Origin of the sequence: Acinetobacter sp. UBA6571 (assembly GCF_002434085.1) — a bacterium.
GTDB classification, from domain to species: domain Bacteria; phylum Pseudomonadota; class Gammaproteobacteria; order Pseudomonadales; family Moraxellaceae; genus Acinetobacter; species Acinetobacter radioresistens.
The window spans coordinates 34,668-48,900 of sequence record NZ_DJJJ01000023.1 but is presented as its reverse complement, the minus strand read 5'-3'; the positions used below and the strand labels follow the sequence as shown (position 1 = coordinate 48,900).

The following is a 14,233-nucleotide window of genomic DNA, read 5'->3' as shown; positions in this document are numbered from 1 at the left end:
CATCATCATGTCTAATGCCAACCGTTATACCGGTCTTGTAGACCGTTATCGTGACCGTTTGCCCGTTTCAGCAACGACTCGTGCTATTTCTCTGGGCGAAGGTAATACGCCGCTGATCAAGCTTGAGAATATTCCACGTATTATTGGTAAAGATGTTGAAATTTATGTGAAGTATGAAGGTCTTAATCCGACTGGTTCATTTAAAGACCGTGGCATGACCATGGCAGTAACCAAAGCGGTTGAGGAAGGCTCTAAAGCAATTATCTGTGCATCTACAGGCAATACTTCGGCAGCTGCGGCTGCTTATGCAGCACGTGCCGGTATCAAAGCTTTTGTTTTGATTCCTGAAGGCAAAATTGCGATGGGTAAAATGGCTCAGGCTATGATGTATGGTGCAATCACTATGCAAATCCGTGGTAATTTTGATGATGGTATGCGTCTGGTGAAAGAAGTTGCCGATCAGGCACCAGTAACTATTGTTAACTCAATTAATCCATTCCGCTTACAGGGCCAGAAAACGATTGCTTATGAAATTGTAGAAGCTCTTGGCCGCGCACCGGATTATCACTGCCTGCCTGTAGGTAATGCCGGAAATATTACTGCGCACTGGATGGGCTATACTGAAGCTGTTGCCAATCAGCCTGCTGACCAGTTCGAGCAAGTGATTTATGATGCCGTAACAGATACCTTTACTGGACCTAAGCCTGAAGGCCTACCTGTTATGGTGGGTTATCAGGCTTCAGGTGCTGCTCCTTTCCTGCGTGGTGCTCCCGTAGCTGCGCCAGAGACTGTGGCTACAGCCATCCGCATTGGTAATCCACAAAGCTGGAACCATGCTAAAGCAGTTGTACGTGATTCTGAAGGCTGGTTTGATGAACTGCAAGATAGCGAAATTCTAGACGCACAGCGTATGTTATCGATGTATGAAGGTGTATTTGTAGAACCTGCTTCAGCCGCTTCAATTGGCGGTGCGATCCGTGATATTAAGGCGGGTAAAATTGCTGAAGGTTCAGTTATTGTCTGCACAGTCACAGGAAACGGTTTGAAAGATCCAGATACAGCAATCAAGCAATGTGCTGATGCGGTCATGCTGACGATTGACGCCACAATGAATGATGTTAAGACCTCTATTCTCTCCAATATGGAAAAATAATCTGGTCTGAATATAAAAAGCCCTGTTTCTACAGGGCTTTTTATATGCTTAAGAGCTAAATTCTATCATCAGCTCGTGAGGTTTGGGTTAAATATTCTTAGGAAGCTGATTAAGCCAGCTAAATAAACGGGTTGCATCATTATTACGAGACTGGGTATCTGACGCACCTAATAGCACCACAATAGCCGGACGCTGATTTACAGTTGCATGCATAACTACACAGCGGCCTGCTTCATTAATAAATCCGGTTTTAGACAGGTTAATATTCCAGCCCCCGTTACGTACCAGTGCATTGGTATTATTCGATTTAAGCACACGGTAGCCTAGATTAAAATCATAGGTGGGTGTTGTTGAAAACTGGCGGATCAGGCCGTACTGAGAAGCAGCACTTACCAGAATACCCAAGTCACGGGCAGATGCGACATTACGTGCATCCAGACCCGTAGATTCATAAAACTTGGCACTATGCATGCCAAGCTCGCGTGCCTTGGCATTCATTGCTGCTACAAATGCCGGTTTTCCGCCTGGATAGGTCCGTGCGAGAGCCGCCGCTGCCGGGTTTTCAGACTTCATTAAAGCAAAAAGCAGAACTTCTGCACGGTTCATTTTGTCACCGGCACGCAGAGTAGAACTGGCTTTTTTAGGACCAATAAAATCAATAGGTTGCAAAGTAATTTCTTCTGACATATTTAGACGTGCATCAGAAGTCACTACGGCAGTCATCAATTTAGTGATTGATGCAATCGGTAATGCTGTGTTGGTGTTTTTACTGAACAACACCTCACCTGTTTGTGCATCCATGACCAGTGCTGCACGGGCATTCACTGAAGGTTGGTTCACATACGAGGTTGAGTTAATAATCTGAACCGTTTTAGGTTTCAGAGTGGCTGCTGGACTATTTTGCTGACGAATAGTGGTAGTAACGCTGGTAGAACCTTGTGGGGATGGTTCATCAGCATTCATAAACTGGCTGACATCTTCTGATGACCAGTTAAGTGATGCAGAGTTACTGCCTCCCGGAGAGGAGTTCACAATGAGTTCTGCAAAGCTCGTTGAACTCAGGCCAAGCAGGACAGACATGCTTAGCACATGCATTAAAGACTTTTTAGAATTTTTCACGGCGGTATACTCGTCTTGGAGAGGCAAAACGCGATTTGCTAATTACCTCAAATATGCCTTACATTTGTACAAAACCCGTAGCTTTTTATCGCTTAGGTAATTGTGCATATCTATTCGTTCAATTTTAGAGATAGGATTGCTAATTTTGTCGTTTCATTGCAAGCTAATTTTGCTTTATGTAACAAAAATCATGATTTTTTAGTTTAAGGAGAGCCAAGTTGATCACTATTTTAGTCGTCGATGACCATGAATTGGTACGTACTGGCATTTGTCGTATGTTAGAAGATCATGCAGATGTACAGGTGATCGGGCAAGCAGAGTCTGGAGAAGAAGCCATTGCTTTGGTCCGGCAGCTTCATCCTAATGTAGTTTTACTTGATGTGAACATGCCAGGTATTGGCGGAGTAGAAACGACCCGTCGTCTTTTACAGACTGCCCCTGAAACCAAGGTTCTGGCGGTCAGCGGTTTAGCTGAGGAACCTTACCCGTCTTTGTTACTTAAAGCTGGTGCCAAAGGTTATATCACTAAAGGTGCACCTATTACAGAAATGGTACGTGCTATTAATAAGGTCATGCAAGGAGGCAAGTATTTTAGTGCTGATATTGCCGAACAGTTGGCCAGTTCTTATCTTTCTGATACACAGCAGTCTCCTTTTGATGCCTTGTCTGAACGGGAAATGCAGGTCGCCATGATGGTAGTGAACTGTATCAGTGCTCAGGAAATTGCAGACAAGCTCTTTGTCAGTGTTAAAACAGTCAATACTTACCGTTATCGTATATTTGAAAAACTTGATATTGATAGTGACGTGAAACTCACCCATCTGGCGATCCGCTATGGCTTGATTAAACCTTAAGTATAGGCGTAAAGATGGCCCCTCTACGCCCCGCCTCACTGCTTCAGACCATCTACCGTCTGGGAGAGTGGTACAGTGCTTATCGTCTTGTTTTAGCACTTAGTCTTAATATTATTTTTGCACTAACCCTTGAGACTGTTGCTCAAGACTACCAGCATCCTGACCTGTACTTTTATAGTATTGTCGGTTATGCCCTGATCAGCTGTATCCAGCTGATTTTTTATAAAATTCTACCTTTTGAAATTTCGAAGCAGCTTATTTTACTGTTTATAGTAGATGTATGCTGTTTTAGCCTGCTAAATTTTGCACTGGGTGGACCCAATCTGCACTTAAGTCTACTTTTTGTGGTGACGGTCTTTGCCGCAACAATTTTACTCAGGCCGCAGCTTGCTTTAATTATCACACTGGTTGCTGTAATTAGTGTGATCTACCAGCAGGTAGTAGGAAGCTTTTTTAACAGCTCCCATCTCAACAGTATCAGTAATAGTGCTTTATTAGCTTTTTTATTTTTTGTGATGTATGGCATTGGACAGATTGCTGTACAGCGGTTTCGCCTTTTGGAAAATCTGAATTTTTATCAGTCTATTGAGCTTAACCAGCTACAGAATATTAACCGGGCTATTTTGGAGCAAATTGAGGTAGGCTATTTAGTTTTAGATGAGCAGCAGCAGGTGATTTTAAATAATCCGGCAGCCTGTTCATTACTAGGTATTCCACCGATTTTTACTGATGAAAAGTATTTTCTACGTAAACTCCAGCCAGACCTGTATACGCTTATCCGGTTTAGTGACTTAAAAGATGGTGAAAGATTCTTGTTTGAATCGCAGCTTTCACCTTACAGTGTCGATATACAGGTTCAGAAACTTCTTGTGCCTCATCAAGCTTTAACCTTGTTGATATTGCAGGATGCCCAGAAAATCAAGCAGCAGGTACAACAATTAAAACTGATGGCACTGGGACAGCTTTCGGCCAGTATTGCCCATGAAATTCGTAATCCTTTGGCAGCTATTGTTCAGGCTAATGAATTATTAGCTGACAGCCAGCCAGAACAGTTGCAGATGCTCACTAGCATGATTGACCGGCAGTCACAACGTATTGACAAGATTATCCATGATACCTTGAATATGGCACGTAACAGTCCGACTGAGCCTGCTAAAATCAGATTATCAGGTTTTCTTGCCCAAGTTTTAAATGAAGACCTGATCGATATAAAACAGGCTGTACAGCTACAGATTGAGCAGGATATCTGGATTTATTTTGATGAACTCCAGCTACGTCAAGTGCTTATTAATCTGATCCGTAATGCATTAAGGCATAATTCAGCAGAGCAGTCTTTTATTATTATACGGGTACATGGCACAGAAGAACGCGGCTGGATTGATGTCATTGATTTTGGTCAAGGCGTAGCAGAGCGCGATATTTCACAATTGTTTAAACCCTTTTTTAGTACCGAAATCAATGGAACTGGTTTAGGATTATATTTATCTCACAGTTTTTGTGAGGCTAATCATGCAAAACTTACTTATGTTAAGCAACAACAAGGCGCATGTTTTCGAATCGAATGCTCCATTATTTATTAGAATTAACCAGGTTTTTCGAACATCATGACAAATCAGCAGGCACTTATATTATTGGTCGATGATGAGGAAGACCTTTGTACTTTAATGCAAATGTCTTTGGCCAAAATCAATATCAGGACCCACATTGCACATGGACTGGAGCAGGCAAAGAAACTTTTTCAGCAACATGCTTATGATGCCTGCCTGACTGATCTGAATTTGCCAGATGGCAATGGGCTGGAATTAGTCCATTATGTTTCACAACTTTATCCTTGTACACCGATCGCCGTTTTGACCGCCTATGGCAATATGGAAATTGCTATTTCAGCACTCAAGGCTGGAGCTTTTGATTTTGTCAGTAAACCTGTCAATCAGGCCCATCTACAGCAACTGGTTCAAAAAGCACTCAATACGCCTCAATCGGCTCAGCAACTGGTTCAAGATGCTTTGGAAAATCGGATGTTGATTGGCACTTCTTTGCCAATCCAGCAGCTCAAAATTGCCTTGAAAAAAATTGCCCGCTCACAGGCACCGGTTTTTATTACTGGTGAATCCGGTACAGGCAAGGAAGTAGTGGCTAATCTGGTGCATCGCTTAAGTAACCGCAGTGACGGGCCATTTATTGCTATTAACTGTGGCGCTATTCCAGGCGATCTCATGGAAAGTGAGCTGTTTGGACACAAAAAGGGAAGTTTTACCGGCGCAAGTCAGGACAAACAGGGACTAATTTATTCTGCCCATGGCGGTAGCTTGTTTCTGGATGAAATTGCTGAACTGCCTCTGGCCATGCAGGTTAAATTACTCCGTGCCGTACAGGAAAAGAAAATCCGTCCGATTGGTAGTGATCAGGAAATTGATGTGGATTTTCGTGTAATTAGTGCCAGTCATCAGGACCTGGAAATACTAGTACAGCAAGGTAAGTTCCGGCAGGATCTCTTCTTTCGGATTCATGTCATGGATATTGTTCTGCCCCCCCTGCGTGAACGTGAAGATGACATTCTTCTGCTGGCTAAACATTTTATTCAGGAAGTATGTAAGGAGTGGGATATTCCCAATAAAATTCTGACCGAGCGCGGCCAGCAATTTCTGATGCAGCAATATTTTCCGGGGAATGTGCGTGAACTGCGTAATATTATCGAACGTGCGATCACATTAAGTGATAATGAATATATTGATTTACCCCAACTACAAAGTGCACCTTTGCGCAATGTCCAAAATTTTGTAGCAGGCCAAATTAATCATGAACCGCTAACGGACCAAGTCATTCCGTTGAGCCCTCACAGGAAAATTCCTGCCGAAGGCCTGGAGCAATATCTGGAAAATATTGAAAAAGAAGTTCTGCTCACTGCACTGAACCAGACACACTGGAACCGGACTTTGGCTGCTAAAAAACTTGGAATGAGTTTTCGCTCTTTACGTTATCGACTTAAAAAATTTGGGCTGGATACCGATGATGAGTAGTCAGGGATATTTCTTTAATAGTAATTCTGCCACATTGTCCAGATAAGTTTCTTCTTTAATACTTGGGCTCATCGGAAATAGCTGATCCGGTTGAATACCACGGCCTTCAATCATGTTGCCGTCTGGAGTGTAATAATGTGACACCGTCATCTGTAGTGCTGCACCATTAGGTAAGGGAAATAACTTCTGGACTACACCTTTACCATAGCTTTTTTCACCAATAACCCAAGCTCGTTTCTGAGCTTTTAGAGCTCCTGTAAACACCTCAGCCGCAGAAGCAGAACGGTTATTGATGAGAATACCCATTTTCAGGTTCTGGAACTCATTGCCCGGTAAAGCCTGAAACTGCTGGCTGCCTTCTGAACGACTTTTGGTGGAAACAATAACGCCCTGATTCAGGAATAGATCTGCAGTCTCAACCGCAGCCGAGAGTAATCCACCCGGGTTATTGCGCAGATCAATCAGGACTGTTTTCAAACGTGGTGACTGGTTCTCTTCAATAAGTGATTTAATCTGGTTAGCAGTATCCTGCTGGAATACATGTACCTTGAGTACCAAAACCTGCTGGTTATGAATCAATATCGGCTCAATATCGGCTTCAATCTTCTTGTTACGGACCAAACTGATCGGTGTGGCGTTATTGCCCAGCTGCATTTCTAGCGTTGAACCGACAGTACCATATAACAGGTTATTGACCTGGCTATGGTTCAGACTCTTAAGTTCCTGGTTATCAATACGCGAGACGGATACACCGTTGCGTAATCCCAGTTTGGAAGAGTCCGAGCCATCTTTTAAATCACGGATCCGCCACTGGCGATCATGCGCATCATAATTTAAATTAAAATCAATTGAAGCAATATCTCCTTCAGTATATTGAATCAGTTCACGGTAATCCTCTGCTGAAAGATAGCGTGAGTAACGGTCCAGCCCACTGACCAATCCTCTAATTGCCTGTTGGAACAGTTCATCATCAGTCTTATCGGAAACATAGTTATCTTTTACAATTCCATAAATCTCGACAAACTGCTGAATGGACTCAACCGGAATTTCAGCAAAATCTTCTTGCGTCACTGGTGAATTTAACTCAGGCACAAATGCATCATTAGCCGTATTGGCAGCCAGAATAGTACTACTCCAACACCCTAATAGGCCGGCAATTATTGCCCTGTATTTCCAGTGCTGGAGCATATGATTCACCTATCGTTGTTTAAGAGGTACTTAACTGAATCAGATTACGTCCCTGCATTTCTGCCGGTACAGGTAATTTCATAAGATTTAGCAAAGTAGGTGCAACATCGGCAAGTACTCCCCCTTCGATAATCTCTGCAGAGGTCGGTCCGACATAGATGAAAGGAACCAGTTCAGTGGTATGCTGGGTATGGACCTGACCACTTTGGTAATCTTGCATTTGTTCAACATTACCATGATCGGCTGTTACCAGCATGTGTCCATGCTTGGCCATTACTGCTTCATAGACCCGACCAAGACAAGTATCTACTGCTTCAACCGCTTTTACTGCGGCATCAAATATACCGGTATGGCCGACCATGTCACCATTTGCATAGTTTACTACCAGCAGATCATATTCACCTGAATGAATAGCCTTGACCAGTTCATCCGTGACTTCATAGGCACTCATTTCAGGCTTAAGGTCATAAGTTGCCAAATTTGGAGAAGGTATCAGGATGCGCTTTTCACCCGGATATTCTTCTTCACGGCCGCCACTAAAAAAGAAAGTCACATGAGCATATTTTTCAGTTTCGGCAATACGGAGCTGGGTTTTGCCCAGATTGGACAGGTACTCGCCCAGAGAGTTAACCAGAGCATCCGGCATATAGGCAACCGGTGCATCAATAGTGGCCTGATAACGGGTCAGCATCACAAATTTGGATAATGCTGGCACAACCTTCCGTTCAAACCCCTGAAAATTCTTTTCCACGAAAGCACGGGTCAGTTCGCGTGCGCGGTCTGCACGGAAGTTCATAAAGACCACTGCATCGCCATCCTGAATTTTTACAGGCTCACCAATACGAGTAGCTTTTACAAACTCATCTGTCTCATTTGCTGCATAGGCCTGCTCTAGCCCTTCAGTTGCAGTCATTGCTACGCGCAGTGCTTCACTTTCAGTTAACAGCCGATAGGCCTGCTCTAAACGATCCCAGCGGTTATCACGGTCCATAGCATAATAGCGGCCAATCAGGCTAGCAATACGCCCCTGACCCGGGTATTGGGCAAATAAGGCATCCAGCTTCTGCAAAGATGACTCGGCACTTTTTGGTGGCGTGTCGCGGCCATCTAGAAAAGCATGCAGATAGACCTGTGCACCACGTTTAAGCGCCAGTTCACACATGGCCATAATATGGTCCTGATGTGAATGCACTCCGCCTTCGGATAGCAGCCCCATAATGTGTACTGCACCGTTAGCTGTCTTCGCTTTCTCTACGGCATCAACCAGCACTTCATGTTCAAAGAATGCTCCGGTACGGATTTCCTTGGTAATACGAGTAAAGTCCTGATATAGCACTCGACCAGCACCCAAATTCATATGGCCCACTTCTGAATTACCCATTTGTCCATCTGGAAGCCCCACGTCCTCTCCAGATCCAGAAATCAGACCATGCGGATGCTTTTGCTTCATAGCGGTCAGATTGGGTGTTTTTGCCGCAAGAAAGGCATTGTCCTTAACCGCTTCACGATGACCTATGCCATCCATGATGACCAGTACGTGTGGAATTTTGCCTGTTGTCGCATCCGTCATGTTTTTACACTCTTTTCTGTTTGCAAATTCATCAGGCTATCTTAACCAATTTTGGCTTAAGACTCTATGTAGTCGAGATGAGTTTAGACGATCCCGTCTATCAGTTCCTTCAATTGGTCTAGCGTGCCCGATATAACAAATAACTACCACCGATAAACATCAGCAGAATCGGGAAAAAGACAAACCAGACTGGAGAAGGTGAATAGACCAGACTGGCATAGCCAAGAAAATCCTGCAGATAGTAAAAGCCGAGACCGATAAACAGCGCAATAACCAGCCGGAAGCCCATCGATTGCTGACGTAAAGGACCGAAAATAAATGAGCAGGCAATCAGTACCAAGGTAATCAGGGCAAATGGTGAAGCCAGTTTCTGCCAGAAGGCCAATTGATAGGTTTTGGGTACTTGACTGTATTCTTCCATATAACGCATGAAGCTTATTAGTTGACTTGGAGATAAATCTTCTGGGTCTAGTGTTACCATATGGACATATTTAGGTTTTAACGCCAGTGCGAGAGGCTGCTGTTCAGCAATATGCTGTACTGCATTACCAGCTTCCAGAATGTCTACCTGTACAGAATTCTGTAAACGCCATTGGCCATCTTGTTCAAACTGGCCAGAGTCAGCATTTAGTAAAGCCTGCAAGCGGTAATCCTGATCGAAGTCGACTACCTGTACATTACGCAGATTTCCTTGCGAGTTAGCATAATCAATATAAATAAAGCGCTGGCCTTCCCGGCTCCAGTAGCCTTTGACTTCACCCAGCTGTGCAACTGAACGGTGACTTTTTACACTTTCGGCACGCTCATTAGTTACAGGAATAACCCATTCACTCAAGGCAAAAGATAAAATCACCAGTAATAAGGCTGAACGCATTACCCAGCTAACAATCCGCCAGAGACTGATACCGGCGGCACGCATGATAATTAATTCACTGTTTGAAGCTAGCGTCCCTAAACCTAAAACTGCACCGATCAATGCCGAAATCGGTAGAATTTCATAAATATAACGTGGTGCGCTCCATAACACATACAATAGTGCCTGCCAGGCATTATAGCCTTCTTTCAGATTTCCCAGCTCCCCCAGATAAGTAAACAGGACCTGCAAAATAGACAGCACGACGGTTGCCCCCAGCATGGCGAGCGCTGTGGTTTTGGTAACATGTTTTGCAACAATTCTACGTGCCAGCATTAGGATCTTACTCGCTTGATCTGTTTCTTAAGTTTAGGGGCCAGTTTCTGCTTTCTGGAAAAGAGAGCGCCAGCAACAGCATATACCAGCAAAACTGCCGGATAGGCCCAGATTCCGATTTCATCCTTACTGGCCCGGGTTTTAATGGCCATCAGCGCTACAATCAGACTGGCAAAAATAAGCAAAGCCGGAAATAACTTCATGTAGCGTCCCTGGCGTGGGCTGACCTCAGAAAGCGCCATCGCCAGAATTAATGCGACCATAATGGCAAACGGTACAAATATCCGCCACCCCAGTTCACTTGCCACCACCGGGTCAGCCCGCTGTTCCCAGAGTTTACTGGTGGTAAGTGCAGCAACATCATCACTTTCAAAATTTGCAGTCTTGTCATTTTCCAAACGTAACCGGTAACTTTCAAACTCTGCCTGTGAATAGCGCGGTTGACCCGGATAAATCTCGTAACGGCGGCCCTGCACCAGATCAACAACATTGGCGCTGTCATCCATCATTTCTACCCGGGTAGCTTCTTTGGCCAGAATCATGACATCAGGTTTACCCGGCTTTTCTGCCCGTTGATAAAAAAATATCTCTTTTAAGTTTTTATGATCTTCCGAAAGTGAACCGGCATAAATCGTATAAGGACCTGAAGAAATAAATTCTTTAGGCCTGACCAGATCAAAACCGGTACGCACAGCCTGACTGGTGGTCAACTGCTCAAACTGGCGGATTCCCCATGGCGACATCCACAGCATCAATATGCTCTGTACCAGCATATAAACCAGTGTCAGGGGAATTAGAAGACGTGCTAGCCGGTTACGGCTAATACCACTTCCGTTCAGCACTGCCATTTCATGGTCAACATAAAGACGGCCAAAAACCAGCATTAAACCGATAAAAAATCCCAGTGGAAGAATCAGGGTCAAGAATTCCGGTAAACGGTAGCCAATAATACTCAGCAGAATACTGGCATCAAGCCGTCCTTGCGCTGCGACGCCGAAATACTTGATCAGACGCCCGCCCATCATGATCAGGGTCAATAAGGCAATGACCACCAGTGAAGTCGAAACTACTTGCTTGACGAGATAACGCCGGATAATCAAAGTTAATCTTCCAAAAAGGCCAATCGGAACTAGCGCTAGTTTACCCGAATGTTAAAAATATAAAACCTATCACGGACTTGCTTATTGAAACGCTATCAAAGGAAATGTTTCAATGGTTTAATAAATCAAGCTATTGAATAGGCATGAAAGACATATGAAACTGACAATTAATACCTCTTCCTCTACTCTGACTTCCAGTCAACATCTGATCATTCTGACTGATGCTGAAAACCTTGAACAGCCTGCCACAGCCTACCAGTTCAATGAACTAAAGGCTTTAATAGACGCGACACAGTTCAAGGGTAGTTTGAATGAATGCCTGCCATTAATCGCTCAGACTTCAGCTCATCAGAATGCTGTACTGCTGGGGCTCGATAAGGTAAGTGAGTTTAAAACAGCCAAGTTAGCAAAAATTGCACAAACTGTTATTAAATCTACACAAAAAAAATTCAAGCACATCACTATTGATATTTCAGCACTACCTGATGAATTTCACTACCTGTTTGCTCTTGGACTGACTCAGGCGGCTTATCAGTTTGATGAATTTAAATCAAAGAAAAATGAGTTCCAGCTGGAACATATTGAACTGGTTGCACCTCAGAGCAGCCTGAGCCAGCAACAGCTAACGCTTTTACATGCCGTACAGTCGGGACAAAATTTTGCACGGGATTTAGGTAACCGTCCGGGCAATATCTGCTTTCCTGAATATCTGGCCGAACAGGCACAGGCACTGGCGGCTCAATATCCTGATCTGTTAAAAGTTACTGTACTTAATGAACAGCAGATGGCTGATCTGGGCATGAATGCTTTTCTGGCTGTAAGTAAAGGTTCAGACCGTCCGGGCCGTGTCATCACATTGGAATATAAAGTAAAAACCGAAGAGGCACCAGTAGTACTGGTGGGTAAAGGTGTTACCTTTGATACGGGCGGTATTTCACTTAAACCTGGTTTAGGCATGGATGAAATGAAATTTGATATGTGTGGTGCCGCTTCGGTATTAGGGACCATACGTGCACTGTGTGAAGCAAAACTGCCAATTCATGTTATTGGAGCAGTTGCGGCTGCTGAGAATATGCCTTCCGGACACGCTACCCGTCCGGGTGATATCGTTACCACCATGAGTGGCCAGACTGTCGAAATCCTGAATACTGATGCTGAAGGCCGTCTTGTACTCTGCGATACCCTCACTTATGTAAAACGTTTTAATCCTGCACTGGTGATTGATATTGCTACTTTAACCGGGGCATGTGTTGTAGCGCTGGGTAAAGTACTTTCTGGCCTGTTTACACCAGATGATGAACTGGCAGCCGAAATTACCCGTGCCGGAGAGCAGAGCCATGACCGTGTATGGCGTATGCCGGTTCTGGACGATTACCAGGAACAGCTTGACTCGCCATTTGCAGATATGGGCAATATTGGCGGGCCACAGGCCGGTTCAGTGACTGCAGCCTGCTTTTTGCAGCGCTTTACCACAGATTACCGCTGGGCACATCTTGATGTTGCCGGTACTGCGTGGTTATCTGGAGCAGCAAAAGGCGCAACTGGCCGCCCTGTTCCAATGCTGATGCAATTTTTAGCAAACCGTGCAGCGGCTAATGGCTAAGGTCAGTTTTTATCTGTTTGAAAAAAGTCAGGAACGGCAAGTAGAAAGTGCTTGCCGTTTATGCCGTAAGATCTTGCGGCAGCCTGCCAGAATCTGGCTATATTGCCCCGATCCAAGTATGCAGCAGCAGCTGGATGAAGCATTATGGAGTTTCGATACAGCCAGTTTTATTGGTCATGGCATTGACCAGGTTAATGCATCGGTGTGTATTTCTGCCGAGCTGCCTGCTGAATTAGACTGGCTGGTGTTTAATTTTTCTGACAAAGCGCTTGGTCCAGTTGAAGAATTTGGACATATAATTGAAATTATTGAAAACAATGAAACTGCCAAGCAAACTGGTCGGGAAAAATATAAAACTTACCGGCAACTGGGTATTCAACCCCGCACATTTAAACTGTAAATCAGCTTTATACCATATACATGAAATGATCTAGAGGAGAATCAGGTGGCCCTTAATATTGGTCAAGACTTTAAAAAGCGCTGGCTGGATACTCCGGAACCTGTCCGGCAAGTATATGAAGATGACCTCAAGCGAATCTGTGAATTACTGCGACCAGAAACTTCTATCCAGAACTGGCAGGCAAGAGAGCAGAGAGCTCAGCTTGAATCACAGCAGAGAATTGAAACTGCTTACGCTGAACTCAAAGCAGAACTGCTGGAACAGGCCCGTATTCGCAAACAACGGGCTCTAGAAAAATCTCTGGCGAAAAAACGCGCCGACCAAACTGCTTATAATGCCGGGCTATATGAAGATGAAGCTCGTCAGTTTCATCAACAGACTGAGCAGCTGTATATTTTGAACCAGATGCTGAGTCAGGAAACACTGGAGTACAGTTCACGTTATCATAAAAATCCTGAGCTTCCAGCCATTGATTACGCCCAGAAATATTTTCTGAAAGTTCAGGATGAACAAATTCTCACTGAACTTGAAAGTGTACGCCTGCGTTTAGAGCTTGAAGCAGATACCCAGATTGAACAGGCAGTGAGTGCCTTTCGTGCCAGGTTACAGGCAGCAGCTCATGAAGAGATCGAATACATCCTGAAAAATACAAAGTTTAAGACATCTATCCAAGATTAGATGCTTAAAACCGGTAAGGCTGGTGAGCTCTCATAAGACTGGCTAGCAACAAGGTAGTGCAATAGACATATACTGCCGGAATCGTGCTCATTACAGCAGTAGGACCAGTTATCAGATGCTCAGGAAGATTTATGGATACACTCAACCAGCCCACTCTCTGCTCATATTTCACAAATTTCTATGGGTGAACAGTGGACTGTCTCCACACAGGATTTATTGATCAGTCGTGCAGATTTTCTCTCTATATCTGTATTTTTATCTCATGCATCTGAAACAGGCTGATTTAGACTGAAAGAAACTACCATTTTAAAAAGCCCAGCAATATATCCTGTACTCACTATGATCAAATTTTAATATAA

General features: G+C 44.2%; 12 protein-coding genes. 7 read left to right on the top strand and 5 right to left on the bottom strand.

Annotated features, from left to right (window positions below; translation table 11 throughout):
* Positions 1 to 7: 7 nt before the first annotated feature.
* Positions 8 to 1,153, top strand: coding sequence for a threonine synthase (thrC, locus tag B3X18_RS03230; RefSeq protein ID WP_005017146.1), 1,146 nt, complete (start codon positions 8 to 10; stop codon positions 1,151 to 1,153).
* Between the two features lie 87 nt (positions 1,154 to 1,240).
* Here the strand turns inward: thrC and pbpG are convergent, their stop codons facing one another.
* On the bottom strand, positions 1,241 to 2,272 hold the full coding sequence (gene pbpG, locus B3X18_RS03225) for a D-alanyl-D-alanine endopeptidase PBP7/8 (protein WP_005017149.1): 1,032 nt from the start codon (positions 2,270 to 2,272) through the stop codon (positions 1,241 to 1,243).
* A 218-nt stretch (positions 2,273 to 2,490) separates the two neighbouring features.
* Here pbpG and gacA point away from each other — a divergent pair, with 218 nt between their 5' ends.
* The 3 genes from gacA to B3X18_RS03210 are packed head-to-tail and all read left to right on the top strand — an operon-like array spanning position 2,491 to position 6,146.
* Positions 2,491 to 3,126: a response regulator transcription factor GacA gene (gene gacA, locus B3X18_RS03220; RefSeq protein WP_005017150.1), complete on the top strand. Its 636-nt coding sequence runs from the start codon at positions 2,491 to 2,493 to the stop codon at positions 3,124 to 3,126.
* 14 nt (positions 3,127 to 3,140) lie between these two features.
* The gene (locus B3X18_RS03215) at positions 3,141 to 4,706 is read left to right on the top strand and encodes a sensor histidine kinase (protein ID WP_005022968.1); all 1,566 of its coding nucleotides are present in this window, start codon (positions 3,141 to 3,143) and stop codon (positions 4,704 to 4,706) included.
* Positions 4,707 to 4,730: 24 nt separating this feature from the next.
* On the top strand, positions 4,731 to 6,146 hold the full coding sequence (locus B3X18_RS03210; RefSeq protein ID WP_005022966.1) for a sigma-54-dependent transcriptional regulator: 1,416 nt from the start codon (positions 4,731 to 4,733) through the stop codon (positions 6,144 to 6,146).
* Here B3X18_RS03210 and B3X18_RS03205 read toward each other — a convergent pair whose 3' ends face one another.
* From B3X18_RS03205 to lptF, 4 genes are all read right to left on the bottom strand, one after another.
* Positions 6,147 to 7,334: a S41 family peptidase gene (locus B3X18_RS03205; RefSeq protein WP_005022963.1), complete on the bottom strand. Its 1,188-nt coding sequence runs from the start codon at positions 7,332 to 7,334 to the stop codon at positions 6,147 to 6,149.
* A 19-nt stretch (positions 7,335 to 7,353) separates the two neighbouring features.
* The gene (gene gpmI / locus B3X18_RS03200; protein ID WP_005022960.1) at positions 7,354 to 8,904 is read right to left on the bottom strand and encodes a 2,3-bisphosphoglycerate-independent phosphoglycerate mutase; all 1,551 of its coding nucleotides are present in this window, start codon (positions 8,902 to 8,904) and stop codon (positions 7,354 to 7,356) included.
* A 118-nt stretch (positions 8,905 to 9,022) separates the two neighbouring features.
* Positions 9,023 to 10,093, bottom strand: coding sequence for an LPS export ABC transporter permease LptG (lptG, locus tag B3X18_RS03195; RefSeq protein ID WP_005022957.1), 1,071 nt, complete (start codon positions 10,091 to 10,093; stop codon positions 9,023 to 9,025).
* Positions 10,093 to 11,193, bottom strand: coding sequence for an LPS export ABC transporter permease LptF (gene lptF / locus B3X18_RS03190; RefSeq protein WP_005022954.1), 1,101 nt, complete (start codon positions 11,191 to 11,193; stop codon positions 10,093 to 10,095). The genes lptG and lptF overlap by 1 nt, the downstream gene beginning before the upstream one ends.
* 154 nt (positions 11,194 to 11,347) lie before the next feature.
* Here lptF and B3X18_RS03185 point away from each other — a divergent pair, with 154 nt between their 5' ends.
* The 3 genes from B3X18_RS03185 to blhA are packed head-to-tail and all read left to right on the top strand — an operon-like array spanning position 11,348 to position 13,874.
* The gene (locus tag B3X18_RS03185) at positions 11,348 to 12,796 is read left to right on the top strand and encodes a leucyl aminopeptidase (RefSeq protein WP_034671027.1); all 1,449 of its coding nucleotides are present in this window, start codon (positions 11,348 to 11,350) and stop codon (positions 12,794 to 12,796) included.
* Entirely contained in the window at positions 12,789 to 13,196 is a 408-nt protein-coding gene (locus tag B3X18_RS03180; RefSeq protein WP_034671028.1) for a DNA polymerase III subunit chi, read from the top strand. The genes B3X18_RS03185 and B3X18_RS03180 overlap by 8 nt, the downstream gene beginning before the upstream one ends.
* Positions 13,197 to 13,241: 45 nt before the next feature.
* Complete coding sequence (gene blhA, locus B3X18_RS03175) at positions 13,242 to 13,874, top strand: cell division protein BlhA (protein WP_005017169.1); 633 nt, start codon at positions 13,242 to 13,244, stop codon at positions 13,872 to 13,874.
* Positions 13,875 to 14,233: the final 359 nt, after the last annotated feature.